This is a genomic window from Isoptericola dokdonensis DS-3, assembly GCF_001636295.1.
GTDB lineage: Bacteria > Actinomycetota > Actinomycetes > Actinomycetales > Cellulomonadaceae > Isoptericola > Isoptericola dokdonensis.
In genome coordinates this window covers 942346-966719 of sequence record NZ_CP014209.1, presented here as the reverse complement: position 1 = coordinate 966719, position 24374 = coordinate 942346, and the positions used below count along the sequence as shown (strand labels likewise).

17 protein-coding genes and 3 rRNA genes are annotated in these 24374 nt (G+C 70.5%); all 20 read left to right on the top strand.

All coding sequences use genetic code 11. From position 1 onward, the window contains the following. The 20 genes from argF (at position 1) to murJ (ending at position 24363) form a co-directional block, all read left to right on the top strand. Entirely contained in the window at positions 1–933 is a 933-nt protein-coding gene (gene argF, locus I598_RS04610; protein ID WP_068201691.1) for an ornithine carbamoyltransferase, read from the top strand. Then, positions 930–1463: an arginine repressor gene (locus I598_RS04605; RefSeq protein WP_068201690.1), complete on the top strand. Its 534-nt coding sequence runs from the start codon at positions 930–932 to the stop codon at positions 1461–1463. The genes argF and I598_RS04605 overlap by 4 nt, the downstream gene beginning before the upstream one ends. A 47-nt stretch (positions 1464–1510) precedes the next feature. After that, positions 1511–2740: an argininosuccinate synthase gene (locus tag I598_RS04600; RefSeq protein ID WP_068201689.1), complete on the top strand. Its 1230-nt coding sequence runs from the start codon at positions 1511–1513 to the stop codon at positions 2738–2740. Continuing rightward, positions 2740–4191, top strand: a complete 1452-nt coding sequence (gene argH, locus I598_RS04595) for an argininosuccinate lyase (protein WP_068201688.1) — start codon at positions 2740–2742, stop codon at positions 4189–4191. Before I598_RS04600 ends, argH begins: the two co-directional genes overlap by 1 nt. Then, on the top strand, positions 4192–4800 hold the full coding sequence (locus I598_RS04590; RefSeq protein WP_068201686.1) for a uridine kinase family protein: 609 nt from the start codon (positions 4192–4194) through the stop codon (positions 4798–4800). A 10-nt stretch (positions 4801–4810) separates the two neighbouring features. Next, positions 4811–5482, top strand: coding sequence for a DNA-3-methyladenine glycosylase (locus I598_RS04585; protein WP_068201684.1), 672 nt, complete (start codon positions 4811–4813; stop codon positions 5480–5482). A 114-nt stretch (positions 5483–5596) separates the two neighbouring features. After that, positions 5597–6856 (top strand): tyrosine--tRNA ligase, encoded by a 1260-nt coding sequence (gene tyrS / locus I598_RS04580; RefSeq protein ID WP_068201682.1) that lies wholly within the window; start codon positions 5597–5599, stop codon positions 6854–6856. A gap of 483 nt (positions 6857–7339) precedes the next feature. Continuing rightward, positions 7340–8857: ribosomal RNA gene (locus tag I598_RS04575) — 16S ribosomal RNA — on the top strand. A gap of 530 nt (positions 8858–9387) precedes the next feature. Further along, positions 9388–12501 (top strand): 23S ribosomal RNA (locus I598_RS04570). Positions 12502–12611: 110 nt separating this feature from the next. After that, positions 12612–12728, top strand: a 5S ribosomal RNA gene (gene rrf / locus I598_RS04565). Together the 16S, 23S and 5S rRNA genes form the textbook arrangement of a ribosomal RNA operon. Positions 12729–12880: 152 nt before the next feature. Then, positions 12881–14731, top strand: coding sequence for a tetratricopeptide repeat protein (locus tag I598_RS18025; RefSeq protein ID WP_157557158.1), 1851 nt, complete (start codon positions 12881–12883; stop codon positions 14729–14731). After that, positions 14728–15741, top strand: a complete 1014-nt coding sequence (locus tag I598_RS04555; protein WP_068201679.1) for an HAD-IIA family hydrolase — start codon at positions 14728–14730, stop codon at positions 15739–15741. Before I598_RS18025 ends, I598_RS04555 begins: the two co-directional genes overlap by 4 nt. A gap of 73 nt (positions 15742–15814) precedes the next feature. Further along, the gene (locus I598_RS04550) at positions 15815–16003 is read left to right on the top strand and encodes a hypothetical protein (protein WP_068201677.1); all 189 of its coding nucleotides are present in this window, start codon (positions 15815–15817) and stop codon (positions 16001–16003) included. Next, positions 16003–16890 carry a TlyA family RNA methyltransferase gene (locus tag I598_RS04545; protein ID WP_083972877.1) on the top strand — a complete coding sequence of 296 codons (888 nt, stop codon included), beginning with the start codon at positions 16003–16005 and terminating at the stop codon, positions 16888–16890. Before I598_RS04550 ends, I598_RS04545 begins: the two co-directional genes overlap by 1 nt. Continuing rightward, entirely contained in the window at positions 16887–17828 is a 942-nt protein-coding gene (locus tag I598_RS04540; protein ID WP_068201675.1) for an NAD kinase, read from the top strand. Before I598_RS04545 ends, I598_RS04540 begins: the two co-directional genes overlap by 4 nt. Before the next feature lies 1 nt (position 17829). Further along, positions 17830–19533, top strand: a complete 1704-nt coding sequence (gene recN / locus I598_RS04535; RefSeq protein ID WP_068201674.1) for a DNA repair protein RecN — start codon at positions 17830–17832, stop codon at positions 19531–19533. Between the two features lie 6 nt (positions 19534–19539). Further along, positions 19540–20733 (top strand): putative cytokinetic ring protein SteA, encoded by a 1194-nt coding sequence (gene steA, locus I598_RS04530; RefSeq protein WP_068204929.1) that lies wholly within the window; start codon positions 19540–19542, stop codon positions 20731–20733. Between the two features lie 41 nt (positions 20734–20774). Then, positions 20775–21776, top strand: a complete 1002-nt coding sequence (locus I598_RS04525) for a copper transporter (protein WP_068201672.1) — start codon at positions 20775–20777, stop codon at positions 21774–21776. Continuing rightward, positions 21776–22678, top strand: coding sequence for a hypothetical protein (locus I598_RS04520; RefSeq protein WP_068201669.1), 903 nt, complete (start codon positions 21776–21778; stop codon positions 22676–22678). Before I598_RS04525 ends, I598_RS04520 begins: the two co-directional genes overlap by 1 nt. Beyond that, complete coding sequence (gene murJ / locus I598_RS04515) at positions 22675–24363, top strand: murein biosynthesis integral membrane protein MurJ (protein ID WP_068204927.1); 1689 nt, start codon at positions 22675–22677, stop codon at positions 24361–24363. Before I598_RS04520 ends, murJ begins: the two co-directional genes overlap by 4 nt. The last annotated feature ends 11 nt before the right edge of the window (positions 24364–24374 follow it).

The following is a 24374-nucleotide window of genomic DNA, read 5'->3' as shown; positions in this document are numbered from 1 at the left end:
ATGCCTCGCCACTTCCTGCGCGACGACGACCTCTCCCCGGCCGAGCAGCGCGAGGTCCTCGAGCTCGCCTGGGCGTTCGGCGAGGACCGCTTCCTGCGCGCCCCGCTGTCCGGGCCGCGAGCCGTCGCCCTCGTCTTCGACAAGCCGACCCTGCGCACCCAGGTCTCGTTCTCCGTCGGGGTCGCCGAGCTCGGCGGCTTCCCGCTCGTCGTGGACGGCCGTCTCGCCCAGGTGGGCGTGCGCGAGTCCGTCGCCGACGTCACGCGGGTCCTGGACCGGCAGGTCGCCGCGGTCGTGTGGCGCACGTTCGGCCAGGACCGCATCGAGGAGATGGCCGCGGTCTCCCGCGTCCCCGTGGTCAACGCCCTCACCGACGACTTCCACCCGTGCCAGATCCTCGCGGACCTGCTCACCGTCGCCCAGCACCACGGGGGTCTCGGCGCGCTCGCCGGGCAGCGCTTCACCTACGTCGGGGACGCCGCGAACAACATGGGCGCCTCGTACCTCCTGGGTTGCGCGACCGCCGGCATGCACGTCACCGTCGCAGGCCCCGACGGCTATCTCCCGCCCGACCACGTCGTCGCGCGGGCGCAGGAGATCGCCGCGACCACCGGCGGGTCGGTCACCGTCACCACCGACGCGCGGGCCGCCGTCGCCGGCGCCGACGTCGTCGCGGCGGACACCTGGGTGTCGATGGGCGACGAGGACGAGGCCGCCGACCGGCTCGCCGCGCTGGCCGACCACCAGGTCGACGCCGCGCTCATGGCGCTCGCCGCCCCCGACGCGATCTTCCTGCACTGCCTGCCCGCCTACCGCGGCAAGGAGGTCACCGCCGAGGTGATCGACGGTCCGCAGTCCGTCGTCTGGGACGAGGCGGAGAACCGGCTGCACGCCCAGAAGGCCGTCCTGACGTTCCTGCTGGAGCACCGATGAGCGCTCCCGCCGCCGGTGCGCCGTCGACCAAGGCGGCCCGGCACGCCCGCATCGTCGAGATCGTGCGCCGCACCGCCATCCACTCCCAGGCCGAGCTCGCCCGCGCGCTCGCCGACGAGGGCGTCACCGTCACCCAGGGCACCCTGTCGCGCGACCTCGTCGAGCTGCGCGCCGAGAAGGTGCGCAGCGCCGCCGGTGCCCTCGTCTACGCCGTGCCCGGCGAGGGCGGCGACCGCAGCGTGCAGGCCGCCGGCGTCGGCGGGCTCGAGGCCGGGTACGTGGCCGCGCGGCTCGCCCGGCTCTGCGCCGACCTGCTCGTCTCCGCCGAGGCGTCAGGCAACCAGGTCGTCCTGCGCACACCGCCCGGGGCCGCGAACTATCTCGCCTCCGCCATCGACCACTCCGTCTTCCCCGGGGTCCTCGGCTGTCTCGCCGGGGACGACACGATCCTCGTGATCTCCCGCGACCCCGCCGGCGGCGAGGACCTCGCCCGCCGCTTCCTCGAGCTCACGGCGTCCCACGACGCCTGAGCCTGCAAGACTCGACCCCGTACCGCACCACAAGGAAGAAGAACCTCATGACTGATCGCGTCGTGCTCGCCTACTCGGGCGGCCTGGACACCTCCGTCGCCATCGGGTGGATCGCCGAGGCGACCGGTGCCGAGGTCGTCGCCGTCGCCGTCGACGTCGGCCAGGGCGGCGAGGACATGAACGTCATCCGCCAGCGTGCCCTGGACTGCGGCGCCGTCGAGGCCTACGTGGCCGACGCCCGCGACGAGTTCGCCGCCGAGTACTGCATGCCCGCCCTGCAGGCCAACGGCCTCTACCTCGACCGCTACCCGCTGGTCTCCGCGATCTCGCGCCCCGTCATCGTCAAGCACATGGTGCGCGCGGCCCGCCAGTTCGGTGCGACCACCGTGGCGCACGGCTGCACCGGCAAGGGCAACGACCAGGTCCGCTTCGAGGTGGCGACGACGTCGCTCGCCCCGGACCTCAAGACCATCGCGCCGGTGCGCGACCTCGCCCTCACCCGCGAGAAGGCGATCGACTACGCCGAGAAGCACGACCTGCCGATCGCGACCACGAAGAAGAACCCGTTCTCCATCGATCAGAACGTGTGGGGCCGCGCGGTCGAGACCGGCTTCCTCGAGGACATCTGGAACGAGCCCACCAAGGACGTCTACTCCTACACCGACGACCCGACGTTCCCGCCGGTCGCCGACGAGGTCGTCGTCACGTTCGACCAGGGCGTCCCCGTCGCGCTCGACGGCGTGCCCGTCACGCCGCTGCAGGCCATCCAGGAGATGAACCGACGCGCCGGCGCCCAGGGCGTGGGCCGCATCGACATCGTCGAGGACCGCCTGGTCGGCATCAAGTCCCGCGAGGTCTACGAGGCGCCCGGCGCGATCGCCCTCATCGCCGCCCACCAGGAGCTCGAGAACGTCACCCTCGAGCGCGAGCAGGCCCGTTTCAAGCGCGGCGTCGAGCAGCGCTGGACCGAGCTCGTGTACGACGGCATGTGGTTCAGCCCCCTGAAGAAGAACCTCGACACGTTCATCGCCGACACCCAGAAGTACGTGTCCGGCGAGGTTCGCCTCGTGCTGCACGGTGGTCGTGCCACCGTCACCGGCCGCCGCTCCGAGGCCGCGCTGTACGACTTCAACCTGGCCACCTACGACGAGGGCGACACGTTCGACCAGTCGCACGCCAAGGGCTTCATCGAGATCTACGGCCTCGCCGCCAAGCAGGCCGCGGCCCGCGACGAGAAGTTCGGCAACGGCGTGGACTTCGGGGTCGGGTCGTTCTGATGTCCGACCTCGAGAAGCGGGCCGGCGCCGACGCGCCGGCCGAGACGCCCTCCGTCAGCCTGTGGGGCGGCCGGTTCGCCGGCGGCCCGTCGCCCGAGCTGCAGGCGCTGTCGCAGTCGACGCACTTCGACTGGCGTCTCGCCGCCTACGACATCGCCGGCTCCCGCGCCCACGCCCGCGTCCTGCACGCCGCGGGCCTGCTCGACGAGGGAGAGCTGGCGGGCATGCTCGACGCCCTCGACCGGCTCGAGCAGGACGTCGCCGCGGGGGAGTTCCTGCCCCAGCTCGCCGACGAGGACGTGCACACCGCCCTCGAGCGCGGACTCATGGAGCGGGCCGGGGACGCCCTCGGCGGCAAGCTGCGCGCCGGGCGCTCCCGCAACGACCAGATCGCCACCCAGGTCCGCCTCTACCTGCGTGAGAACGCCCGCACCATCGCCGTCCACCTGCTGACGGTCGTCGACGAGCTCCTCACGCAGGCCGAGGCCGCCGGGGACGCCGTCATGCCGGGGCGCACCCACCTGCAGCACGCCCAGCCCGTGCTGCTGGCGCACCACCTGCTCGCCCACGCGTGGCCGCTGCTGCGCGACGTCGACCGCCTCGTCGACTGGGACGTCCGGGCCGCCCGGTCGCCGTACGGGTCGGGGGCGCTCGCAGGCTCCTCGCTCGGGCTCGACCCCGCGGCGGTCGCCGCCGACCTCGGCTTCGACGGCCCGGTGGAGAACTCCATCGACGGCACCGCCTCGCGCGACGTCGTGGCGGAGTTCGCGTTCGTCGCCGCCATGATCGGCATCGACCTGTCGCGGATCTCCGAGGAGATCATCCTGTGGAACACCAAGGAGTTCGGGTTCGTCCGGCTCGACGACGCGTGGTCCACCGGGTCGAGCATCATGCCGCAGAAGAAGAACCCCGACATCGCCGAGCTCGCGCGCGGCAAGTCGGGGCGTCTCGTCGGTGACCTCACCGGCCTGCTCACGACGCTCAAGGGCCTGCCGCTGGCGTACAACCGGGACCTCCAGGAGGACAAGGAGCCGGTGTTCGACCAGGTCGACACGCTCACCGTCCTGCTGCCCGCGTTCGCCGGGATGATCCGTACCCTCACGTTCGACACGGACCGGATGGCCGAGCTCGCCCCGCAGGGGTTCGCGCTCGCGACGGACATCGCCGAGTGGCTGGTGCGGCAGGGCGTCCCGTTCCGGGTCGCGCACGAGGTCGCCGGCGCGTGCGTGCGCGTCTGCGAGGAGCGCGGCATCGAGCTGTGGGACCTTTCCGACGACGACCTCGCCGCGATCTCCGAGCACCTCACCCCTCAGGTGCGAGCCGTGCTCACGGTGGAGGGCTCGGTCGCGTCGCGCGACGGCGTGGGCGGCACGGCACCGGTGCGCGTCACCGAGCAGCTCGAGGCCGCCAAGGAGCGCTCCACGGAGTTCCGCTTCTGGGCCGAGGGCTGAGTGACCGTCGGCGCCGACGTGCTGGCCGGTCTCGTGCGCCGCGTGCACGAGTCGCCGGCACGCCTGCCGGGGCCGGGTGCGTCGCCGGTGTGGCGACGCACCCGGCTCGTGTGCGTCGACGGCCCGGCGGGCTCGGGCAAGTCGACGCTCGGCACGCAGCTCGCCGTCGAGCTCGCCTCTCAGGTCGTCCACATGGACGACCTGTACGAGGGCTGGGACGACGGTCCCGACGGGGGTGCGGCGAACCTCGGTGCGCAGGTGCTCGCACCCCTGGCCGCGGGCCGCGCGGGGGAGTACCGGCGCTACGACTGGGTCGCCGGCCGCTGGGCCGAGCGCCACGCCGTCGAGCCCGCGCCGTTCCTCGTCGTCGAGGGCTGCGGCGCCGCGGCGCGCCAGGTCGACCCGTGGGCGGCGCTGCGGGTCTGGGTCGAGGCGGACGACACCGAGCGGCTGCGCCGCGGGCTCGAGCGCGACGGCGAGCACGCGCGGGATCACTGGCTGCTCTGGATGGACGACGAGGCCAGGCACTACGCTGCGGAACAGACGCGCGCCCGGGCCGACGTCCGCCTCGACGGCTTCGGACGGCTGGTCCCGGCGGGCAGCGACTGACGGAGGCGCGATGAGCACGTCGACCGACGGCCACGTCCAGGCCGTGCCGTGGCAGGTGCCCGGCCCCTCCTGGTACGCGCGCGACGTCCACCTGGTCGCGCGTGACCTCCTCGGTGCCTATCTCGAGCGGCGGCACCCCGACGGCGACGTCACGCTGCGCATCACCGAGGTGGAGGCGTACGGCGGTGTCGACGACCCGGCCTCGCACGCGTTCCGCGGCCCCACGGCCCGCAACCGTTCCATGTTCGGTAGGCCGGGCCGGCTCTACGTCTATCGGCACCTCGGGCTGCACCACTGCGTGAACGTCGTCTGCGGCCCGTCGGGCGAGGCGGCCGCCGTGCTGCTGCGCGCGGGGGAGGTCGTCGAGGGCGCGGGCCTCGCTCGGCGCCGCCGCGAGGAGATCGGCCGCTGCGACTCGGACCGCCAGATCGCTCGTGGCCCAGCCCGGCTCGCCGTCGCCCTCGACCTCGTGCTCGACCACGACTCGACCGACGTCACCGACCCCGACGGCGCGCTCGTGCTGCACCTGCCCGTCGACCCGCTGCCACGCACGGTGGCGACCGGGGCGCGGGTGGGGGTGGCGGGCGAGGGTGCCGACCCGGCGCGGTTCGCCTGGCGCTCCTGGCTGGTGGACGAGCCGACGGTGTCGGCCTACCGACCCGTCACGGGTCGCCTGCGCTGAACGAGCCTGCCGGAGTCCGGGAGGATTTTCCTGTGCGTCAGCGGGCCGCAGGTCGGGCAGACTAGGCACGCTGCGGTCCGGCCGGACCGCACGAACCCATCGAAGGAGCACACGGTGACCCACGTTCTCGACGAGCTGCACTGGCGTGGCCTGGTGGCGCAGTCCACCGACGAGGCCGCGCTGCGCGACGCGCTCTCGGCGGGCCCGGTCACCTATTACTGCGGCTTCGACCCGACGGCGCCGAGCCTGCACCACGGGCACCTCGTCCAGCTCGTGGTGCTGCGCCATCTCCAGCAGGCCGGCCATCGTGCGGTCGCCCTGGTGGGCGGGGCGACGGGCCTCATCGGTGACCCTCGGCAGTCGGGCGAACGCGTGCTCAACACCAAGGAGACGGTCGCCGACTGGACCGAGCGTCTCAAGGCGCAGGTCTCCCGGTTCCTCGACTTCGAGGGAGAGAACCCGGCGGTCCTGGTGAACAACCTCGACTGGACCGCAGGGATGACGGCGATCGACTTCCTGCGCGACGTCGGCAAGCACTACCGGCTCGGCACCATGCTCGCCAAGGACACGGTGGCTCGCCGCCTCAACTCGGACGAGGGCATCAGCTTCACCGAGTTCAGCTACCAGATCCTGCAGGGCATCGACTTCCTCGAGCTCTTCCGACGTCACGGGGTCACCCTGCAGACCGGCGGCAATGACCAGTGGGGCAACCTGTTGTCGGGGGTCGACCTGATCCGCAAGACCGAGGGCGGGTCGGTGCACGTCATGACGACACCGCTCATCACCAAGGCCGACGGCACGAAGTTCGGCAAGACCGAGGGCGGCGCCGTCTGGCTGGCACCGGACATGATGAGCCCGTACGCGTTCTACCAGTACTGGCTCAACGCGTCGGACGCCGACGTCGTCTCCTGGCTGAAGATCTTCACCTTCCGCTCCCGCGAGGAGATCGAGGCGCTGGCGGCCGCGGTGCAGGAGCGCCCGGGCGCCCGGGAGGCGCAGCGGACGCTCGCGGCCGACGTCACGACCCTGGTGCACGGGCAGGACGCGACCGACGCCGTCGTCGCGGCGAGCCAGGCGCTGTTCGGCCGTGGTGAGCTCACCGAGCTCGACGAGGCGACCCTGGCAGCGGCGACGGACGAGCTGCCCCGCGCGCAGGTCGAGCCCGGCACGCCGGTGCTGGACGCGCTGGTCGCGTCCGGGCTCGTCGCGTCGAAGGCGGCCGGTCGGCGCGCGATCGCCGAGGGCGGCGCGTACGTCAACAACGTCAAGGTGGACGGCGAGGAGGCCGTGCTGTCGGCGGCGGACCTGCTGCACGGTCGGTTCGCGGTGCTGCGGCGCGGCAAGAAGACCCTCGCGGTCGCCGTGGCCGACTGATCAGGCCGGCTGCTGCTGCCGCAAACACGCCCTGACCTGCGGATTTGTCCGTGGGTCAGGGCGTGTGTAGTGTTCTGGTCGTTCGCCCGGCAGGGAGGAACGGACAGCGCAGGCCGGTCAACCGGCCGACGGATGGACGGTCCCGCGGGTGTTCCACCCAGACTTCGGTTCAGGTACAGTTGTGTGCCCTGGACGCTGGCAGGGTCTTCTCGATCATCGCACTGAACACCGTGCGGTTTGACCGGGCGGAGCGAAGCCGGTAAGGTTGAAGGGTTGCCCCGGACGGGGTTCGGACTGAGGTTCGGATCGTCGGATGGTGTGTGTCGGTTGTTTGAGAACTCAACAGTGTGCTTGATAGTCAATGCCAAATTTATTGAACCTTCATTGGTTCCTTTGGATCGGACATCTAGGTTTTATGCTAGCTGTCTGGCCAGTATCGATTGGCATCGCGGGCTCTTCGGGGTTCGTGGTGTTTTTCTCTCTTTTACGGAGAGTTTGATCCTGGCTCAGGACGAACGCTGGCGGCGTGCTTAACACATGCAAGTCGAACGGTGAAGCCCAGCTTGCTGGGTGGATCAGTGGCGAACGGGTGAGTAACACGTGAGCAACCTGCCCTCCACTTCGGGATAAGCCTTGGAAACGGGGTCTAATACCGGATATGAGTGCCTGCTGCATGGTGGGTGCTGGAAAGTTTTTCGGTGGGGGATGGGCTCGCGGCCTATCAGCTTGTTGGTGGGGTAATGGCCTACCAAGGCGTCGACGGGTAGCCGGCCTGAGAGGGCGACCGGCCACACTGGGACTGAGACACGGCCCAGACTCCTACGGGAGGCAGCAGTGGGGAATATTGCACAATGGGCGAAAGCCTGATGCAGCGACGCCGCGTGAGGGATGACGGCCTTCGGGTTGTAAACCTCTTTCAGCAGGGAAGAAGCGCAAGTGACGGTACCTGCAGAAGAAGCGCCGGCTAACTACGTGCCAGCAGCCGCGGTAATACGTAGGGCGCAAGCGTTGTCCGGAATTATTGGGCGTAAAGAGCTCGTAGGCGGTTTGTCGCGTCTGGTGTGAAAACCTCAGGCTCAACCTGGGGCGTGCATCGGGTACGGGCAGACTAGAGTGCGGTAGGGGAGACTGGAATTCCTGGTGTAGCGGTGGAATGCGCAGATATCAGGAGGAACACCGATGGCGAAGGCAGGTCTCTGGGCCGCAACTGACGCTGAGGAGCGAAAGCATGGGGAGCGAACAGGATTAGATACCCTGGTAGTCCATGCCGTAAACGTTGGGCACTAGGTGTGGGGCTCATTCCACGAGTTCCGTGCCGCAGCTAACGCATTAAGTGCCCCGCCTGGGGAGTACGGCCGCAAGGCTAAAACTCAAAGGAATTGACGGGGGCCCGCACAAGCGGCGGAGCATGCGGATTAATTCGATGCAACGCGAAGAACCTTACCAAGGCTTGACATGCACCGGAAACACTCAGAGATGGGTGCCCCGCAAGGTCGGTGCACAGGTGGTGCATGGTTGTCGTCAGCTCGTGTCGTGAGATGTTGGGTTAAGTCCCGCAACGAGCGCAACCCTCGTCCCATGTTGCCAGCGGGTTATGCCGGGGACTCATGGGAGACTGCCGGGGTCAACTCGGAGGAAGGCGGGGATGACGTCAAATCATCATGCCCCTTATGTCTTGGGCTTCACGCATGCTACAATGGCCGGTACAGAGGGCTGCGATACCGTAAGGTGGAGCGAATCCCAAAAAGCCGGTCTCAGTTCGGATTGGGGTCTGCAACTCGACCCCATGAAGTCGGAGTCGCTAGTAATCGCAGATCAGCAACGCTGCGGTGAATACGTTCCCGGGCCTTGTACACACCGCCCGTCAAGTCACGAAAGTTGGTAACACCCGAAGCCCATGGCCCAACCCTTTGGGGGGAGTGGTCGAAGGTGGGACCGGCGATTGGGACTAAGTCGTAACAAGGTAGCCGTACCGGAAGGTGCGGCTGGATCACCTCCTTTCTAAGGAGCACGTGGCCCTGGTGGTCGCACCGGTGTTGCTCGCCCGTTCGGGTGGGTGCTGGTGGGATCGTTCAGCTGGGGTCCATGCAGGCTGCTCGAGGCGCCGTTCGTGCGTCTGGTGGCTGCTCTGGGTGGAACATTGACCGTACGGTCCCGTTCGTGGGCCGGCTCGCGAGTACGCCGCTGCGCTGCCCTTCGGGGTGGGTGGGTGGTTGGAAAGTCGGGTCGGTGTCGTGAGTGGGGTCGGGAGAGCACACTGTTGGGTCCTGAGGCAACCGGCCATGGGTCGGGGGTTTCACGACGCGGGTCGTCGGTGGGTGTCATACCGCCTGGCTGCTGCAGGGTCTTCGCACCGGAAGGTGTGGGGCTTCTGGTGGTGGTGGGGTTGGTGGCGTCCGCGCCGGCGGGTTCGTCCGTTGCTTGAGAACTGCACAGTGGACGCGAGCATCCCAGATGTTCAAAGACGCATCACTTCCTCTTGCGAGGTGGTGAGGCGTTTTCTTGGATTTCTGTAGCATATTTGTAGTGTGTGCCGAAGTTTTTAAGGGCACACGGTGGATGCCTTGGCACTAGGAGCCGAAGAAGGACGTGGTAGCCTGCGATAAGCCTCGGGGAGTTGGCAAACGAGCTGTGATCCGAGGGTGTCCGAATGGGGGAACCCGGCCAGGGTCATGCCTGGTCACCCTCGCCTGAATATATAGGGCGAGTGGAGGGAACGCCGGGAAGTGAAACATCTCAGTACCGGCAGGAAGAGATATTCCGTGAGTAGTGGCGAGCGAAAGCGGATGAGGCCAAACCGTGCGCGTGTCAAGCTGTCAGGCGTTGCGCGTACGGGGTTGTGGGACCTTCTGGAGGAATCTGACAGTTCTTCAGCCAGTAAGAAAGCCGTGTCATAGTCGAACCGCATTGAAAGGCGGACCGTAGAGGGTGTGAGTCCCGTAGACGAAATGGTGCGGCCTGGTGGAGGGGATCCCAAGTAGCACGGGGCCCGAGAAATCTCGTGTGAATCTGGCAAGACCACTTGCTAAGCCTAAATACTACCTAGTGACCGATAGCGGACAAGTACCGTGAGGGAAAGGTGAAAAGTACCCCGGGAGGGGAGTGAAATAGTACCTGAAACCGTGTGCCTACAATCCGTCGGAGCCTCCCTAGCAGGGGTGACGGCGTGCCTTTTGAAGAATGAGCCTGCGAGTTAGTGCTCGGTGGCGAGGTTAACCCGTGTGGGGAAGCCGTAGCGAAAGCGAGTCCGAACAGGGCGATTCAGTCGCCGGGTCTAGACCCGAAGCGAAGTGATCTAGCCATGGGCAGGTTGAAGCGCCGGTAAGACGGCGTGGAGGACCGAACCCACTTAGGTTGAAAACTGAGGGGATGACCTGTGGTTAGGGGTGAAAGGCCAATCAAACTTCGTGATAGCTGGTTCTCCCCGAAATGCATTTAGGTGCAGCGTCACGTGTTCCTTACCGGAGGTAGAGCTACTGGATGGCCGATGGGCCCCACCAGGTTACTGACGTCAACCAAACTCCGAATGCCGGTAAGCCAGAGCGTGGCAGTGAGACTGCGGGGGATAAGCTTCGTAGTCGAGAGGGAAACAGCCCAGACCACCGGCTAAGGCCCCTAAGCGTGTGCTCAGTGGGAAAGGATGTGGAGTTGCACAGACAACCAGGAGGTTGGCTTAGAAGCAGCCACCCTTGAAAGAGTGCGTAATAGCTCACTGGTCAAGTGATTCCGCGCCGACAATGTAGCGGGGCTCAAGTACACCGCCGAAGCCGTGGCACTCACACTTTGCCCAGCACAGACTTGATCTGTGTTCAGGCGTGTGGGTGGGTAGGGGAGCGTCGTGTGGGCAGTGAAGCCGCGGAGTGATCCAGCGGTGGAGACCACACGAGTGAGAATGCAGGCATGAGTAGCGAATGACGGGTGAGAAACCCGTCCGCCGAATGACCAAGGGTTCCAGGGCCAGGTTAATCCGCCCTGGGTAAGTCGGGACCTAAGGCGAGGCCGACAGGCGTAGTCGATGGACAAGGAGTTGATATTCTCCTACCGGCGAAGAACCGCCCATACCGAGCCCGGTGATGCTAAACGCCCCAAGGGCAGCACAGTGGTCTTCGGACCACACCGCTGCCGGCGGCGCGTGACCCGAACCGGTAGTAGGTAAGCGTATTAACAGGGGTGACGCAGGAAGGTAGCCCGGCGTGGCGATGGTAGACCACGTCCAAGGCCGTAGCCCGCTTCGTAGGCAAATCCGCGAAGCACCAGGGTGAGAGCTGACAGTGACCGCGTATGCGGGAAACGGGTGATCCTATGCTGCCAAGAAAAGCCTCGACGCGAGGTTCTAGCCGCCCGTACCCCAAACCGACTCAGGTGGTCAGGTAGAGAATACCAAGGCGATCGAGATAATCGTGGTTAAGGAACTCGGCAAAATGCCCCCGTAACTTCGGGAGAAGGGGGGCCTGATCCGTCAACACCCTAGCGGTGGGACGCGGTGAGGGCCGCAGAGACCAGGGAGAAGCGACTGTTTACTAAAAACACAGGTCCGTGCTAAGTCGCAAGACGATGTATACGGACTGACGCCTGCCCGGTGCTGGAAGGTTAAGAGGACGGGTCAGCTTCGGCGAAGCCCAGAATTTAAGCCCCAGTAAACGGCGGTGGTAACTATAACCATCCTAAGGTAGCGAAATTCCTTGTCGGGTAAGTTCCGACCTGCACGAATGGCGTAACGACTTCTCCGCTGTCTCAACCGCGAACTCGGCGAAATTGCACTACGAGTAAAGATGCTCGTTACGCGCAGCAGGACGGAAAGACCCCGGGACCTTTACTATAGCTTGGTATTGGTGTTCGGTGCGGTTTGTGTAGGATAGGTGGGAGACTATGAAACCCGCGCGCCAGCGCGAGTGGAGTCGCCGTTGAAATACCACTCTGACCGCATCGACCATCTAACCTCGGTCCGTGATCCGGACCAGGGACAGTGCCTGGTGGGTAGTTTAACTGGGGCGGTTGCCTCCCAAAATGTAACGGAGGCGCTCAAAGGTTCCCTCAGCCTGGTTGGCAATCAGGTGTCGAGTGCAAGTGCACAAGGGAGCTTGACTGTGAGACCGACAGGTCGAGCAGGGACGAAAGTCGGAACTAGTGATCCGGCGGTGGCTTGTGGAAGCGCCGTCGCTCAACGGATAAAAGGTACCCCGGGGATAACAGGCTGATCTTCCCCAAGAGTCCATATCGACGGGATGGTTTGGCACCTCGATGTCGGCTCGTCGCATCCTGGGGCTGGAGTAGGTCCCAAGGGTTGGGCTGTTCGCCCATTAAAGCGGCACGCGAGCTGGGTTTAGAACGTCGTGAGACAGTTCGGTCCCTATCCGCTGCGCGCGCAGGAAACTTGAGAAGGGCTGTCCCTAGTACGAGAGGACCGGGACGGACGAACCTCTGGTATGCCAGTTGTTCCGCCAGGAGCACCGCTGGTTCGCTACGTTCGGAAGGGATAACCGCTGAAAGCATCTAAGCGGGAAGCCTGCTTCAAGATGAGGTTTCCAACAGAATCTTTCTGTGAAGGCACCCAGCTAGACCACTGGGTAGATAGGCCGGAAGTGGAAGACAGGACCAAAGACTGTCGCAGCTGACCGGTACTAATCAGCCAACAACTTCACACACACTCCTTGCATGCACGCGTCCACTGTGCGGTTCCCGAGAAACGGGCACCACCCACACCACCCCCTCAGACCAAGGGGACCGGTGTGGAACCCGAACAACTCGACAACGTTACGGCGGTCACAGCGTAGGGGAAACGCCCGGTCCCATCCCGAACCCGGAAGCTCAGCCCTACAGCGCCGATGGTACTGCCCTGGAGACGGGGTGGGAGAGTAGGACGCCGCCGGACACCCTTCACAAACAGGCCCCCCAACCACCAGGTTGGGGGGCCTGCTTGCACCCCCACACCACCACGGGCTCAGAACCCGGGACAACCCCACAGCGCGCCGTCCGGGCAGCAGCCGTGGGATGATCGTTCGTCGGTTCTGACGAGAGGAAGACATGAACGACACGTCGCGACACGACAGCTCCCGCGAAGACGGACGAGAGCCGCGCAGGCCCCGCACCGGAAGCGGCGAGCGTGGCCGCGACGGCGGACCCGCGCGCCACACCGGAGGTTCCCGATCCGGCGGTGCCGGCAAGGGGAACGACAGGCGTGGCGGCACCACCGAACGTCGTTCGTCGGGTGCGGGTTACCAGCGTGACGACCGTCGGGACCGTTCGTCGGGTGGCCAGCGGGAGGACCGTAGGTCTTCCGGTGGCGGCTACCAGCGCAACAGCGACGACCGTCGTCCGTCGGGTTCGGACTACAGCCGTGATGACCGTGGTGGTCGTCCGTCGGGTTCGGCCTACAGTCGTGATGACCGTGGTGGTCGTCCGTCGGGTTCGGGCTACAGTCGTGATGACCGTGGTGGTCGTCCGTCGGGTTCGGGCTACAGCCGTGATGACCGTGGTGGTCGTCCGTCGGGCTCCGGGTACAACCGCGACGACCGTCGTCCGTCGGGCTCCGGGTACAACCGCGACGACCGCAGGCCTTCTGGTGGTGGCTACCAGCGCAGCAGCGACGACCGCCGTCCGTCGGGCTCCGGGTACAACCGCGACGACCGCAGGCCTTCTGGTGGTGGCTACCAGCGCAGCAGCGACGACCGCCGTCCGTCGGGTTCGGGCTACAGCCGTGATGACCGTGGTGGTCGTCCGTCGGGTTCGGTCTACAGCCGTGATGACCGTGGTGGTCGTCCGTCGGGCTCCGGCTACAACCGCGACGACCGCGGCGACCGTCCGGCGGGGAACCGTCGGGACGACCAGCGCGGGGGACGGCCGGACTCTCGTGGTCGCAGCGATCGTGGGGGCTATGCCGGACGGCCGTCGAACGGTCCGCGTCGGAACGACGGGGACGACCGGCGGGGTGGCGGGTTCGGCGGGCGCCGTGAGGCAGGCCGTCCGGAGGCCGATCAGCCGGTGCGTTCGAACGCCCCGGAGCTGCCGGAGGACGTCAGCATGCGGCAGCTCGACAAGGAGGCGCGGGAGCGTCTGCGGGGTCTGAGCAAGGACAACGCCGAGTGGGTGGGGTCGCACCTGGTGATGGCAGGTCGGCTGATTGACGCCGACCCGGAGCTCGCGTACGAGCACGCCCAGGCAGCGGTGAGCCGTGGCGGCCGGGTGGACGTGGTGCGTGAGGCCGCCGGCCTGACCGCGTACCGGACCGGCCGGTACGCGGAGGCGCTGCGTGAGCTGCGGACGGTCCGGCGGCTGAACGGCTCGTCGGAGCACCTGCCGATCATGGCGGACTGCGAGCGTGGCCTGGGCCGTCCCGAGCGGGCGGTGGCCCTCGCGGCGTCGGACGAGGCGCGGTCGCTGGACGGCGACGGCCGGACCGAGCTCGCGATCGTGGTGTCGGGTGCGCGCAGCGACCTCGGGGAGCACGACGCCGCGCTGGCGGTCCTCGACCGGATCGCCCCTGCGGAGCGTCAGGGTGACCTGGGAGTTCGTGTCGTGCAGGCCCGGGCCGTCGCGCTCGAGGCGGCCGGACGTGAGTCCGAGGCTGCGGCGCTGCTGGCCCGTGTCGATCCTGCGGCGCTGGCGCGGGTGAACGGCGTCGTGGAGGACGACGAGGAGGTCGTCGTCTTCGACGCCTTCGACGAGGACGCGGACGACGCGGACGAGGCGGAGGCCGACGCTGAGGACGGCTCGGTGGTCACGGCACAGGACGACGCCGAGGAGATCGCCGATGTCGAGGTGGCCGACGACGAGGTGGCTGAGTCCGAGGAGCCCGACGACGAGTCGGCAGCCGAGGGCGACACGGACTCCGCCGAACCCGCCCCTGGGGAGGGCGCCGCCGAGGACCAGCGATGACGGCCGGACTGCTCGGGAGCACGCAGCCGCTCGCGGAGTGCCACGACCTCGCGCTGGTCGACCTCGACGGTGTGGCCTACCACGGCCACCTGCCGATCGAGCACGCCTCCGACAGCCTGGCCGGGGCCCGGCAGCGCGGGCTGCGCCTGCTGTTCGTGACGAACAACGCCTCGCGTGAGCCGGAGGACGTCGCGGCGCAGCTCTCGGGCCTGGACATCCCGACGACGCCGGACGAGGTCATGACGGCCGCCCAGGCCTGCGCCGCGCTGCTGCGCACCCGGTTGGAGCCCGGAGCCTCGGTCCTGGTGGTGGGGGGCCGGGGGCTGGTGACGGCCGTCGAGCAGGCCGGGTTCCGGCTGGCCTCCGGGGCGGACGACGCCCCGGACGCCGTCGCGCAAGGCTTCGCGCCGGAGCTGGGCTGGAGCGACCTCGCGGAGGCGGCGTACGCCGTCGCCGGAGGCGCCTGGTACGTGGCGAGCAACCGGGACCTGTCGCTGCCGACGGCGCGCGGGTTCGCGCCCGGCAACGGCGCCCTGGTCGGTGCCGTGGTCGCGGCCACCGGGGTGGAGCCGGACAGCGCGGGCAAGCCCGCGCCGACGATGTACCGGCTGGCGGTCGACCGGGTCGGTGCACAGCGACCCCTGGTGATCGGTGACCGGCTGGACACCGATCTCGCGGGCGCGCGCGCGGGCGGCTACCCGGGTCTGCACGTCCTGACGGGCGTGTCGGGCGCACGGGACGCGGTGCTGGCGGAGCCGGGCCTGCGGCCCCACTACGTGGGTGCCGACCTGCGGTCGCTGCTCGAGCCGCACCCGGAGCCCGAGCAGGCCGGCGACGGCTGGTGGCGGTGCGGTGCGCGCGCGGCTCGGGTCGTGGACGGCGTGCTCGAGGTGGACCGCCAGGGCCCGCAGGGGATCGACGTGGTCCGTGCCGCGTGCTCCGCGGCGTGGACGGCCGCCGACGCCGGTGAAGCCGTCGCCGCGTCCGGGGTGCCGCAGCTCACGGCCTGACCACGGCCTGTGCGGCGCCGCCGGGCGGGGCCCCGCAGGCGGTAGCGTTGATCCGACCGACCCAGGAGAGGACATGTCCCAGGACGCCGACGAGGCACCCCAGCGCACTCCCGACACCGCGGGGCCGCTCGCGATGCTGCACGACCTGGACGCCGTCCCGACGGCGGAGCACGTCGCGCGGTTCGAGGAGGTGGAGCGCGCCCTGCGCGCCCGGATCGACGACCCCGGGACGGACGACGCCGCGCCGGGGACGGAGGGCTGATGGGTGAGCGTGCTGACGTCGAGCTGGTGCGACGCGGCCTGGCCCGTTCCCGGCGCCAGGCCGGCGAGCTCGTCACCGCAGGTCGGGTGAGCGTCGACGGCGTCGTCCTGGTCAAGCCATCGGTGCAGGTCGCCGAGGCGGCGCTGCTGGCGGTGGAACCGGATCCGCAGGACCCTGGCTGGGCGTCCCGGGCGGGCGGCAAGCTCGCCGGCGCGCTGGACGCACTGGAGGCTCACGAGACGGGCCGACGCCTCGCCGACCGCGTGCCGGGAGCGCGCTGCCTCGACCTGGGGGCGTCCACGGGTGGGTTCACCGACGTGCTGCTGCGACGCGGCGCGACGTCCGTGGTCGCGCTGGACGTGGGCCACGGCCAGCTGGTGCCCGCGCTGCGCGACGACGAGCGGGTGACGGTGGTGGAAGGCTTCAACGTCCGCGACCTCACCGCGGGCGACCTCGACCCCGCCCCCGACGTCGTCGTCGGCGACCTCTCCTTCATCTCGCTGGTCCTCGTCGTCCCCGCGCTCGCGCGGTCCGTGTCGCCCGGCACCGACGTCCTGCTGCTGGTCAAGCCGCAGTTCGAGGTGGGCCGGGAGCGGTTGGGCGCGGGCGGGGTGGTGCGCGACCCGGCACAGCAGGCGGGGTCGGTCGTGGCGGTGGCCGCCGCGGGCGCCGAGCACGGTCTGCGGCCGCTGGCCGTGGTGCCGAGCGCGCTGCCGGGCCCGTCGGGCAACCGTGAGTTCTTCTGCTGGTTCGTGCGGGACGAGGGTGCGGTGCCGGTCGACGACCCCGTGCTGCGGGAGGCTGCCGTCACGGCGGTCGCCTGGCAGCCGGGCGGCGTGCCCCCTGTCCTGGAGGTGGCTACGGCCCGGGAAGGTGGTGCTCGATGAGTCGACGCGTCCTCATCGTGACGCACGGCGGACGACCGCAGGCGGTCGCGGCGACGGCCGAGGCGGTCGCGGAGCTGAGGTCCGCCGGGTTCGAGGTGACGCTCCACGACGACGACCTCGCGGCGTCGTTCGGCGATCCCGCGATGGAGGCACGCACGCGTGAGGGCGTCACGGAGTCCGAGGTCGTCATGGTGCTCGGCGGCGACGGCACGATCCTGCGTGCCGCGGAGCTGACGCACGGCACGGACGTGCCGCTGCTCGGCGTCAACCTCGGGCACGTCGGATTTCTCGCGGAGTCCGAGCGGGACAACCTGCACGACGCGGTGCGTCGCGTCGCCGACCGGGACTACGTCGTCGAGGAGCGGCACGTCGTCGACGTGCTCGTGCACCGACCCGACCGGGACGAGCCGGAGACCGGGTGGGCGCTCAACGAGGCCACCGTGGAGAAGGCGAGCCGCGAGCGGATGCTCGAGGTGGGGATCGCCGTCGACGGACGTCCGTTGAGCTCGTTCGGCTGCGACGGCGTCGTGATCTCCACGGCGACGGGCTCGACGGCGCACGCGTTCTCCGCGGGCGGCCCGGTGATGTGGCCGGACGTCGACGCCGTCCTGGTGGTCCCGCTCGCCGCGCACGCCCTGTTCGCGCGCCCGCTGGTCATCGGGCCGACGTCGGAGCTCGCCGTGCAGGTGCTGGACCGCAGCCCGGTGCCCGGCGTGCTGACGTGCGACGGACGCCGGAGCATCGACCTGCCCGCGGGGTCGCTCATCCAGGTGCGCCGTGGCGCGGAGCCGCTGCGGTTCGCCCGACTCACCCACGCGCCGTTCACGGACCGGTTGGTGTCCAAGTTCTCCCTGCCGGTGATCGGCTGGCGGGAGGCCGCGGACGAGGCGGCCGCGCGACGGGACGCCGACGCCCAGCACCGTCGAGAGGAGTGGTGACGTGCTCGAGGAGATCGCCATCGAGGACCTGGGGGTCATCCGCGCCGCCCGGGTGCCGCTGTCCGCGGGACTGACCGTCATCACCGGCGAGACCGGTGCCGGCAAGACCATGGTGCTCACCGGCCTCGGGCTGCTCATGGGCGGCAAGGCGGACCCCGGCACCGTGCGCCCGGGCGCCGACCGCGCCGTCGTCGAGGGACGGCTCGACCTGAGCCGGCACCCGCAGGTCGCGGGTCGCGTCGACGAGGCGGGCGGTGCGACGGACGACGACGGCACGGTCGTCGTCGTGCGCACGGTGGCCGCAGGCCGGTCGCGGGCGCACCTCGGGGGCCGGGGCGTGCCGCAGGGCGTGCTCGCCGAGATCGCGGACGAGCTCGTCACGGTGCACGGGCAGGCGGACCAGCTCCGGCTGCGCACCCCGGGCAAGCAGCGCGAGGCGCTGGACCGGTTCGCCGGCAGCGACCACGCGGCGACGCTGGAGGCGTACCGGACGGCCTGGACCGAGCGGACGGGCCTGCAGCACGAGATCGACGACCTCACGGCGCGGGCGGCCGAGCGCGCGCGGGAGGCGGAGCTGCTGCGCCTCGGGCTGGCGGAGATCGAGCGGGTCGACCCGCAGCCCGGGGAGGACGTCCAGCTGACCGCCCTGGTGGCGCGCCTGGGCAACGCCGAGGCGCTGCGGCAGGGCGCCCAGGAGGCCCACGACGCCGTCGTCGGCGACGACGTCGAGACCGAGGGGTCCGCCGTGCACGCGGTGGAGCGCGCCCGCCGCGCCCTCGAGGCCGCGGCCGCCGACGACCCGGCCCTCGCCGACCAGGCGACGCGGCTCGCGGAGGCCGGCTACCTGCTGGCGGACGTCGCGACCGAGCTGTCGTCCTACGTCGCGGACCTGCAGGCCGACCCTGCCGCGCTGGAGACCGCGCACACGCGCCTCGCCGCGCTCGGCTCGCTGACCCGCAGCTACGGCACGACGGTCGACGACGTCCTGCAGTGGTCGTCCGACGCGGGGCTGCGCCTGCTCGACCTCGACGACGGCGGCGACCGCGTGCGGGGCATGCAGGAGCGCGTCGAGGAGCTGGACACGGAGCTGGCGGCGCTCGCGGAGCGCATCACCGCCACCCGGCAGGAGGCCGCCGGCAGGCTCGCCGCGTCCGTCACCGCGGAGCTCGCGGGCCTGGCGATGTCCGGGGCGCGCCTCGAGGTCGAGGTCACCGCGACGGACGCGGGCCCGTCGGGCGCCGACCAGGTGACGTTCCTGCTGGTGCCGCACCCCGGCGCCCCGCCCCGCCCGCTGGGCAAGGGTGCCTCGGGCGGCGAGCTGTCCCGCGTGATGCTCGCCGTCGAGGTGGCGCTCGCCACCGCGGCCGGGGACACGGTGCTGCCCACGTTCGTCTTCGACGAGGTCGACGCCGGGGTCGGGGGGCGCGCCGCCGTCGAGGTGGGCCGCCGCCTCGCCGTCCTGGCGCGCACCACGCAGGTGGTGGTCGTCACGCACCTGGCGCAGGTCGCGGCGTTCGCCGACACCCACCTCGTGGTGACGAAGTCCACCGCGTCGGACGACGACACGACCGTGACCGGCGTCCGGCCCGTGACCGACGACGACCGGGTGCGCGAGCTGGCCCGGATGCTGTCCGGCCAGGAGGAGTCGGAGTCCGCGCGGCGGCACGCCCTCGAGCTTCTCGAGTCCTCGGCCGTGGGACGATAGGTGACGATGAGACCTCTTCTCCGCAGGGCCGAGCGCAGCCCGGACACCAGCGCCGACGTCACCGGGCCCGGTGGTCCGGCGCGCGTCGGCGCGCGCACCAAGGACCTCACCAAGCGGCTGAAGCCCGGTGACGTGGCCGTGATCGACCACGCCGACATCGACCGGGTCGCCGCAGACGCTCTCGTCACCGCGGCACCGGTGGCCGTGCTCAACGCCGCCCGGTCCACCACGGGCCGCTACCCGAACGCCGGCCCGGACATCCTCGTGCAGGCCGGCATCGTGCTGGTCGACGACATCGGGCCGGAGATCATGGCCGTCCCCGACGGCACCCGCGTGGTGATCGACGGCGGCGACGTCGTCGTGGACGGCGCGGTCGTCGCCTCCGGCAAGCGGCAGACCCCCGAGACGGTCACGCTGGAGCAGGCGGACGCCCGGGTCGGCCTGTCGGACGAGATCGAGCGGTTCGCGGAGAACACGCTGTCGTACCTGCGCCGTGAGCGCGACCTCCTCCTGGACGGCGTCGGTGTGCCCGACGTCCGCACGGGCTTCGAGGGGCGTCACGTGCTCATCGTGGTGCGCGGCTACCACTACCGCGAGGACCTCGCGATGCTGCGGTCGTACATCGCGGAGAACCGGCCCGTGCTGGTCGGCGTCGACGGCGGCGCGGACGCGATCCTCGACGCCGGCCTGCGCCCTGACATGATCGTCGGCGACATGGACTCCGTCACCGACAAGGCGCTCGCCTGCGGTGCGGAGATCGTCGTCCACGCCTACCGCGACGGCAACGCCCCCGGCCTGGAGCGGGTCCGCTCGCTCGGCGTCGAGCCCGTCGTGTTCCCCGCCACGGGTACCAGCGAGGACATCGCCATGCTGCTCGCCGACGACAAGGGCGCCGAGCTGATCGTCGCCGTCGGCACGCACGCCACCCTGGTCGAGTTCCTCGACAAGGGCCGTGCCGGGATGGCCAGCACGTTCCTCACCCGACTGCGCGTGGGCGGCAAGCTCGTCGACGCCAAGGGTGTCTCGCGTCTCTACCGGACGCGGATCTCGAACCTGCAGCTGACGCTCCTGTCCGCCGCGGGCGTCGCGGCGGTCATCGCCGCGCTGTGGTCCACCTCCGCAGGCCAGACCGCCTTCGGTCTCGTCGGGGCGCAGATCGACGACATCGTCTCGTGGGTGGGTAGTCTCTTCGGCGGCTGACCCCGACGACCCTCACCCGAACCAAGGAGCACCCGCACGCCGTGATCGACTTCCGGTACCACCTCGTCTCGCTGATCTCCGTCTTCCTGGCGCTCGCGGTCGGCATCATCCTGGGCGCCGGCCCTCTGCAGAACGCCATCGGCGACCAGCTCACCGACCAGGTGGAGGCGCTGCGGGTCGAGCGCACCGCCCTGCGCGACTCCCTGACGGAGGCGCAGGTCACCCTCGACGAGCAGAGCGCGTACGCGCTCGCCGCGGGCGCCGAGCTCGTCGAGGGCTCGTTGCAGGACGTGCGCGTCGCGGTCGTGGACGTCGGCAAGGTGTCGGGGACCCGCGAGGCGGAGGTCGTGTCCCAGCTCGAGGCCGCCGGTGCCCGGGTCGTGGCGCAGTCGTCGATGACGGAGGCGTGGACGTCGGCCGGGGACGCGGTGCTGCGCGGCACCGTGGCCGACGGTCAGCGCGGCCAGCTCGACGGCATGGTCGAGGACGACGCGACGACCGCGCAGGTGCTCGGCACGGTCCTGGGCGTGGCGCTGACCGAGGCGGACGGCGAGGGGTCGGAGAGCCGCAGCACCCGGGCCGTCGAGCTCTACCAGCTGCTGTCGCAGGTGGGTCTGGTCGACTCGCGGTTCGCGCCGTCGGCGCCCGCGGAGGCCGTGCTGCTGCTGTCGGCCGGCATCGAGGAGGAGGGCGTCGAGTCGACGGAGTCGTCGGAGGTCCCGGAGGACGTCGACGAGGTCGGCGCGGTGCTCGCGATGCAGGCGGCGGCGGGCACCGTCGTGGTGGCGGGCCCGACGGTGGCCGAGGGCGACCTGGTCTCGGCCCTGCGCTCCGACGAGGCCGCGACGGGGGTGCTGAGCACCGTCAGCGGCCTGGAGCAGGAGGTCATGCGGCTCAACGTCCCGCTGGCGCTGGCCGCGCAGTACGTGGGCGAGGTCGGGCAGTACGGGTTCGAGGACGACGCGGTCGTCGTGCCCCCGGCCGTGGACCTCGCCGACCGGGCCGCGACCGGGACGGACGGCACCGACGGCGAGGGCTCCTGATGGGCGTGCTGCGCACGGGCCTCGCGGCCGTGGTCGGCGCCGCCACGACGGCTGTCGTCCGGCGCGGGCTCGCCGGCTCGGTGCCCGGCGGCGTGGAGCGGTGGACCCGCACGAACCATCGTGGGGAGCCCGTCTCGATGCTCGAGGGACCTGCGGTGGCCGCGGGCCTGGTCGCCGGCACGCTGGTCGGGCCGGGCGCCGGTAGGGCGCGGGCTGCCACCGCCCTCGCCACGTCGGCGGCGGGCGCGTTCGGCGTGGTGGACGACCTCGCGGAGGACACGACCACCCGGACGAAGGGGCTGCGCGGTCACCTCGGTGCACTGGCTCAGGGCCGCCTGACCACGGGCGGGCTGAAAGTCCTCGGTATCGGGGCCTCCGCGCTGCTCGCCGCGGCCGTCGGCACGCCGCGGCGGGGGAGCGTCGCCGGGCACGTGACGGACGTCGTCGTCAACGGCGCGCTCGTGGCCGGGACGGCGAACCTCGTCAACCTGCTCGACCTGCGTCCGGGGCGCGCCCTCAAGGCGTCGGCGCTGCTCTCCCTGCCGGTCGTCGCGGCGCCCGGAGCGGCGGGGACCGGCGCGCTGCTCGGCACGGCGGCGGTCGCCGCCCCGGCCGACCTGGGGGAGCGGGACATGCTCGGCGACGGCGGCGCCAACGCCCTGGGTGCGTGGGTCGGCGCCCGGTGGGCGCTCGGTGCTCCCCGCGCCGCCCGGGTCGTGGCTCTCGGCGGCGTCGTCGCCCTCACGCTCGCCTCGGAGAAGGTGAGCTTCTCCGCCGTCGTCGAGCGCACGGGATGGCTGCGCAGGATCGACGCGATCGGTCGCCGGCCCGCCGAGCCGGCGACACCCGTCGCGCCGGCCGTGGAGCCGGACCCGACGCCGGGCGCGGGCCCGACCGGGTGAGCGGGACCGGCGGGCGCCGCGCCGCCACGACGCTCGCCGGGGCGGCGGCCCTCATCACCGTCGTCACGCTCGCCAGCCGGGTCGTCGGGTTCGGGCGATGGCTCGCCCAGGCGAAGTACCTCGGCACCGGTGGTGTGGACGCGCCGTTCAACGCCGCGAACCTGCTGCCGAACGTCCTGTTCGAGGTCGCCGCGGGCGGTGCGCTGGCCGGGGCCGTCGTGCCGCTGCTGTCCGGCTACCTGGTGCGCGGCGACCGCGAGAAGGCGTCGCGCACGGCGTCGGCGCTGCTCGGCTGGACGCTGGTCGTGCTCGTGCCGCTCGCCGGTGTCATGGCGCTGCTCGCGGACCCGATCGCCGGCCTGCTCCGGCTCTCCGACCCCGTCGACACCGCGGTCGCCGCGGACTTCCTGCGGGTGTTCGCCGTGCAGGTCCCGCTGTACGGGCTGGCGGTCGTGCTCGGCGGGATGCTCCAGGCGCACAACCGGTTCTTCTGGCCGGCGTTCGCCCCGCTGGTGTCCAGCCTCGTCGTCATCGGCGTCTACGCCCGGTTCGGTGCGCTCGCCGACGGCAACCAGCAGGATGTCGCCGAGCTGACGTCGCAGGCCCTGGGCTGGCTGGCCTGGGGCACGACGGCGGGCGTGGCGTTCCTGGCGCTGCCGCTGGTCGTCCCGGTGCTGCGCACCGGGCTGCGGCTGCGCCCGACGCTCCGGTTCCCCGACGGCGAGGGACGGCGCGCGGCGCGGCTGGCCTCGGCCGGGCTGGGGGCGCTGGTCGCCCAGCAGCTCGCCCTGCTCGCCACCATGACCGCCGCCAACGAGGCGGGCGGCCCCGGGGCCTGGACGATCTTCCTCTACGCCCAGCAGGTGTACTTCCTGCCCTACGCCGTGCTCGCGTTCCCCATCGCGACGAGCGCGTTCCCGCGGTTCTCCGAGCTCGCCGCGCAGCGGCTCCACGACGACCTGGGCCGCCTGGTGTCCTCTACGACGCGGGTCCTCGTCGTGGTCTCGGCCGCGGGTGCGGCCGCCCTGGTGGCCGCCGCCCCGCTCGTCGAGAACGTCTTCGACCTCGTCATCGAGCACGGCGATGCGGACGGGCTGGCCGGGACGCTCACGTGGATGGCCCCCGGGCTGGTCGGCTATGCCCTCATCCTGCAGCTCTCCCGCGTGCTGTACGCCGTGGACGGCGGTCGGCCCGCCGTCGTCGCGACGGTGCTCGGCTGGGGCGTTGCCGCGCTCGGTGCGTGGCTCGCCGTCCCGATGTTCGCCGGGGCGGACCCCGCGACCGGCAGCACGCAGGAGGACGTGCTGGCCTGGCTCGGCGGAGCCACCACCGTCGGCATGGTGGTCGCCGGCGTCGGGCTCCTGGCCGCGGTCCGGTCCCGTCTGGGGCGCGGCGCGCTCGACCGGGTCTGGCGGACGCTCGCCGTCGTCGTGGTCGCCGGCGGGGTCGGTGCCGTCCTCGGGCGCTGGGCGGTGCCGGTGACGGACCGCACGGTCGCCGCTGGACCGGCCGGCGGCAACCCGGTGAGCACACCGTTCGACCCCGCCGCGGCGGCCGTCGACGTCGGGCTCGGGCTGCTCGCGGGACTCGTCGCCGTCGTGGTGGTGCTGCTCGTCGCCGGTGCGACGGACCGGGACGTGCGCTCCCGGTTGGCGTCGACGGGCCGTCGGATGCTGCGCCGCTGACCGCGGGACCG

Bases quoted from the DNA above. Each gene is read 5' to 3' on its own strand.
- argF (WP_068201691.1), top strand. From the start codon at position 1: ATGCCTCGCCACTTCCTGCGCGACGACGACCTCTCCCCGGCCGAGCAG.
- I598_RS04605 (WP_068201690.1), top strand. From the start codon at position 930: ATGAGCGCTCCCGCCGCCGGTGCGCCGTCGACCAAGGCGGCCCGGCAC.
- I598_RS04600 (WP_068201689.1), top strand. From the start codon at position 1,511: ATGACTGATCGCGTCGTGCTCGCCTACTCGGGCGGCCTGGACACCTCC.
- argH (WP_068201688.1), top strand. From the start codon at position 2,740: ATGTCCGACCTCGAGAAGCGGGCCGGCGCCGACGCGCCGGCCGAGACG.
- I598_RS04585 (WP_068201684.1), top strand. From the start codon at position 4,811: ATGAGCACGTCGACCGACGGCCACGTCCAGGCCGTGCCGTGGCAGGTG.
- I598_RS18025 (WP_157557158.1), top strand. From the start codon at position 12,881: ATGAACGACACGTCGCGACACGACAGCTCCCGCGAAGACGGACGAGAG.
- I598_RS04555 (WP_068201679.1), top strand. From the start codon at position 14,728: ATGACGGCCGGACTGCTCGGGAGCACGCAGCCGCTCGCGGAGTGCCAC.
- I598_RS04550 (WP_068201677.1), top strand. From the start codon at position 15,815: ATGTCCCAGGACGCCGACGAGGCACCCCAGCGCACTCCCGACACCGCG.
- I598_RS04545 (WP_083972877.1), top strand. From the start codon at position 16,003: ATGGGTGAGCGTGCTGACGTCGAGCTGGTGCGACGCGGCCTGGCCCGT.
- I598_RS04540 (WP_068201675.1), top strand. From the start codon at position 16,887: ATGAGTCGACGCGTCCTCATCGTGACGCACGGCGGACGACCGCAGGCG.
- steA (WP_068204929.1), top strand. From the start codon at position 19,540: ATGAGACCTCTTCTCCGCAGGGCCGAGCGCAGCCCGGACACCAGCGCC.
- I598_RS04520 (WP_068201669.1), top strand. From the start codon at position 21,776: ATGGGCGTGCTGCGCACGGGCCTCGCGGCCGTGGTCGGCGCCGCCACG.